Origin of the sequence: Gilliamella sp. B14384G12, from assembly GCF_016101825.1 — a bacterium.
GTDB classification, from domain to species: Bacteria; Pseudomonadota; Gammaproteobacteria; order Enterobacterales; family Orbaceae; genus Gilliamella; species Gilliamella apicola_N.
In genome coordinates, this window is the sequence record NZ_JACFPU010000023.1 from 1 (window position 1) to 4,126 (window position 4,126).

The 4,126-nt window shown below is 32.1% G+C and carries 7 protein-coding genes; all 7 read right to left on the reverse strand.

All coding sequences use genetic code 11. The features are described 5' to 3' along the window. Positions 1-255 precede the first annotated feature (255 nt). A complete protein-coding gene (locus H3S73_RS13395) occupies positions 256-642 on the reverse strand; it encodes a hypothetical protein (RefSeq protein ID WP_198236961.1) in 387 nt (128 codons plus the stop codon). Between the two features lie 22 nt (positions 643-664). After that, complete coding sequence (locus tag H3S73_RS13400) at positions 665-1,054, reverse strand: hypothetical protein (protein WP_198236962.1); 390 nt, start codon at positions 1,052-1,054, stop codon at positions 665-667. A 22-nt stretch (positions 1,055-1,076) separates the two neighbouring features. Further along, positions 1,077-1,472 carry a hypothetical protein gene (locus H3S73_RS13405; RefSeq protein WP_198236963.1) on the reverse strand — a complete coding sequence of 132 codons (396 nt, stop codon included), beginning with the start codon at positions 1,470-1,472 and terminating at the stop codon, positions 1,077-1,079. A 22-nt stretch (positions 1,473-1,494) separates the two neighbouring features. Continuing rightward, complete coding sequence (locus tag H3S73_RS13410; RefSeq protein ID WP_198236964.1) at positions 1,495-1,884, reverse strand: hypothetical protein; 390 nt, start codon at positions 1,882-1,884, stop codon at positions 1,495-1,497. 22 nt (positions 1,885-1,906) lie between these two features. Next, the gene (locus H3S73_RS13415; RefSeq protein ID WP_198236965.1) at positions 1,907-2,299 is read right to left on the reverse strand and encodes a hypothetical protein; all 393 of its coding nucleotides are present in this window, start codon (positions 2,297-2,299) and stop codon (positions 1,907-1,909) included. An 87-nt stretch (positions 2,300-2,386) separates the two neighbouring features. Beyond that, entirely contained in the window at positions 2,387-3,613 is a 1,227-nt protein-coding gene (locus H3S73_RS13420; RefSeq protein ID WP_198236966.1) for a hypothetical protein, read from the reverse strand. A 79-nt stretch (positions 3,614-3,692) separates the two neighbouring features. Continuing rightward, on the reverse strand, positions 3,693-4,126 hold a 434-nt coding region (locus H3S73_RS13425), incomplete at its 5' end, for a DUF2345 domain-containing protein (RefSeq protein WP_198248911.1).

Consider the following 4,126-nt stretch of genomic DNA (forward strand, 5'->3'; position numbering starts at 1 on the left):
TTATCATCAATTTTATATAATTCCATTTCATAAACAATATATTTAGGATCAGTTTTAGTCTTAATATATGTTGATATGTTGTATACTGTCATTTAATTTTCATCCTTAAGATTAAGCTTATATCATTATTCTAAAAGTTAGTGAGTTAATATTTTTTAGCTTAATTCTTTACTAATTGATAAACTCGCCATTGCTTGTTTTGCTTATCAATAAGCGAATCACAATTTTTTCATATAATCTAAACCAATCCTGATACTATTCTTCAACTTTAATGATATAAGTTTTATTAAATTTCTTTCCCCGACATGACATTGTACCGTAAGTGGTTCCTGAGAGTTTTATTGTGATTGCTCCTGCAACTTTAGGTGTTCCCTTTACTTTAAGATCATTAAAAGAAACATGTGTACCAAAATCAGTCGGAGATAATTCAAGTCCAGAGTTTTCAGGTTCTATTTTATAGTGAAAAAGGTGTTGAATAACACGAAGGTTAATATCAATTTCAGCATAATAGGGGGCACCCAATTTGGCATTGGGTAATGACTTCGGTAGGACTTCAACTTTTTGTGTACAAAAACAACCAGTAAGGAAAGTAGTCAGAAAAAATCCAATGATTAACATTAAGTGATGTCGTATTTTTTTCATAAAATCTAGACCAATCCTGATACTATTCTTCAACTTTAATGGTATAAACTTTCTTAAAGTCTCTTCCCGGACATGACATTGTACCGTAAGTGCCTCCAGAAAGTTTTATTGTGATTGTCCCTGTAACTTTAGGCGTTCCTTTTACTTCAAGATCATTATAGGAAACATATTCTGTTCCAAAATCAGTAGGAGATAATTCAAGACCTGATTTTTCTGGTTTAATATGATAGGAAAAGTGAGGATCTATAGCCACGCCACCAAAAATTTCAATTTTAGCGTAATAGGGATTACCCAATGTGGCATTGGGTAATGTTTTTGGTCGAACTTCTGGTTTATAACACAAACAACCGGTAAGAACAGTAGTCAAAAAAAGTCCAATGATTAACATTAAGTGATATCGTAATTTTTTCATAAAATCTAGACCAATCCTAATACTATTCTTCAACTTTAATGGTATAAACTTTATTATAGCGTTTTCCCGTACATGTATTTGTTCCGTAAGTAGATCCAGAAAGTTCTATTGTGATTGTTCCTGCAACTTTAGGTGTTCCCTTTACTTCAAGATTATTATAGGAAACACGTTTTGTTCCTAAACCTCTAGGAGATAATTCAAGGCCTGATTTTTCTGGTTGGATAACATAGGCAAAGTGATCGCTATTAGCCACGCCACCAAAAACTTTAATTTTAGCATAATAGGGAATACCTAATATGGCATTGGGTAACGACGACTTCGGTAGGACTTCAGCTTTTTGTGTACAAAAACAACCGGTAAGAGCAGTAGCCAAAAAAAGTCCAATGATTAACATTAAGTGATGTTGTAATTTTTTCATATAATCTATACCAATTCTTAAACTATTCTTCAACTTTAATGGTATAAACTTTATTATAGCGTTTTCCCGTACATGTATTTGTTCCGTAAGTAGATCCAGAAAGTTCTATTGTGATTGTTCCTGCAACTTTAGGTGTTCCCTTTACTTCAAGATTATTATAGGAAACACGTTTTGTTCCTAAACCTCTAGGAGATAATTCAAGGCCTGATTTTTCTGGTTGGATATCATAGTAAAAGTAATGGCGATTAGCGTGGCCACCAAAAACTTGAATTTTAGCAAAATAGGGATTACCCAATGAGGCATTGGGTAAAGTTTTTGGTCGAACTTCTACTCTATCACAAAAACAACCGGTAAGAACAGTAGTTAAAAAAAATCCAATGATTAACATTAAGTGATATCGTAATTTTTTCATATAATCTAGACCAATCCTTAAACTATTCTTCAACTTTAATAGTATAAGTTTTCTTAAAGTCTCTTCCCGGACACGACATTGTACCGTAAGTGCCTCCAGAAAGTTCTATGCTGATTGTCCCTGTAACTTTAGGCGTTCCCTTTACTTCAAGATTATTATAGGAAGCATATTTTGTTCCAAAATCAGTAGGAGATAATTCAAGTCCTGATTTCTCTGGTTTGATATGATAGGTAAAAAATTCATCTATAACGACGCCACCAGCAACTTTGATTTTAGCGTAATAGGGATTACCCAATGTGGCATTGGGTAACGACTTTGGTCGAACTTCCATTTTTTGCATACAAAAACAACCGGTAAGAACAGTAGTTAAAAAAAGTCCAATGATTAACATTAAATGATATCGTATTTTTTTCATATAATTTATTCAGTTTAATTGAATTGGTTGTTAATAAGTGTTTTTTAAACACTTCCCTATTTGTTTCAATACCATTTACTTTTCAGTTTATGGTATTTTACTTATCACAAAAGCCGCATAAGAGTATCGCATAACATCAGCTAAAGTTGTATTTTTTAGTAAATGATCCTTTACTCTACCCCATGAAAAACACTCAAGCTCTACTAGCTCCGTTAGTAGAGTTTGTTCTGTTACCTCATAACCATTTATTAACTTTAATTTATCTGCCCAAACAATCCAATGGTTTTTAGTTGTAATAAGTATCTCATCATCAAACATTCGTGATGTTATCAACATGACTACGTGCGTATCTTCACGAACATAAGAATTTAAGCGGCATAAATCTTTTAACGTTAATTTGGGGCCTGTTATATGATTTATTATCTTTGTATTGATTTCGTAAATAATTTCAGCGCCAGCTTTTTTAAACCATGTTTTAAGATCTCCGGCTGTCGTAATACCTGGAATTTGATCATCAGGAGAATCAAAATCAAAAAAAAGATTTTCTGTATCCCTTAAACTTGCTAAAGTTATCCAATCTATAGCTGGTACTTTTGGTAAATATCCAGATGGTTCATTTTTAAAAAAGTTTGTTGGATGACGACAATCAGAACTAGGTTCTAGTTTTAATGTGCCAATTTTAGTTTTACCCGATTCCCAAAGTTCTTTCACCATCTGTTTATACAGATCAGGTCTATCGATCAATAAACAATAAAAAAACGCGGCCGGACCACATAGCATAGCATAACGTTGATCAGGATAATTTATTTTTGCTAATCTTAATAGCAAGCCTTTTTCAACTTCTTCTTTGCTAAAAGGATCTAGTGGATCGCCAGCAGGGTGTTCTTTAACTTCAAAAGCTCTTGATTTAAAGGTCACCTTTATACTATATATGAACACATGACCATTTTGGGTTTTTTCAGTCGTTTCATTGTATTCAAATTCCCTTGATGGCCCCCATTTTTTATCAGATGTTAAAAAACCTTTTAGAGGTATAATTGCTGTCATAGGCTCTGGTAACACTTCATATTCATCGTTACCTATTTTATGAAAAAGATTGAGTTCTAAGATATAAGATGTATTTTCAGGGTCAGAAATATCTAATGAAGAGTGCACTAATGTCCTCTTATCAGCTTGTAAATTTTGTTTTCCTGTTGATTCTAAAGCATAAAATTTATTACCTTTATCATCAATTTTATATAATTCCATTTCATAAACAATATATTTAGGATCAGTTTTAGTCTTAATATATGTTGATATGTTGTATACTGTCATTTAATTTTCATCCTTAAGATTAAGCTTATATCATTATTCTAAAAGTTAGTGAGTTAATATTTTTTAGCTTAATTCTTTACTAATTGATAAACTCGCCATTGCTTGTTTTGCTTATCAATAAGCGAATCGCAATTTTTTCTTCTTTTTTGGTATAAAATCTTTCCGTATATCCTTTATCATCTGTTTGCCCTTGTTTAACTGAACCATCTTCCATAAAGGCTAAATACTTTGTGTTTTTATATGGTTGATCTTCATCATTTACCATAAGGTATTTTAAGCTATATGTTTTACTTGATGAAAATTCGTTTGGGATAGCTTTAGGTAATAAAATTTCAAGTATATTTTTCGTTGCTGGTCCCATTTTCTGCAATGCATTACTTTTTATATAAACATTATCAGCGGTGCCCAGTTCAATCCCAGCACTACTAATTTTGATGTATGAACCACCACACATTAACTTCAGATCTTCACTTGCGGTGACCGTTAATTTTCCATCGACACTGTCTATTTTAA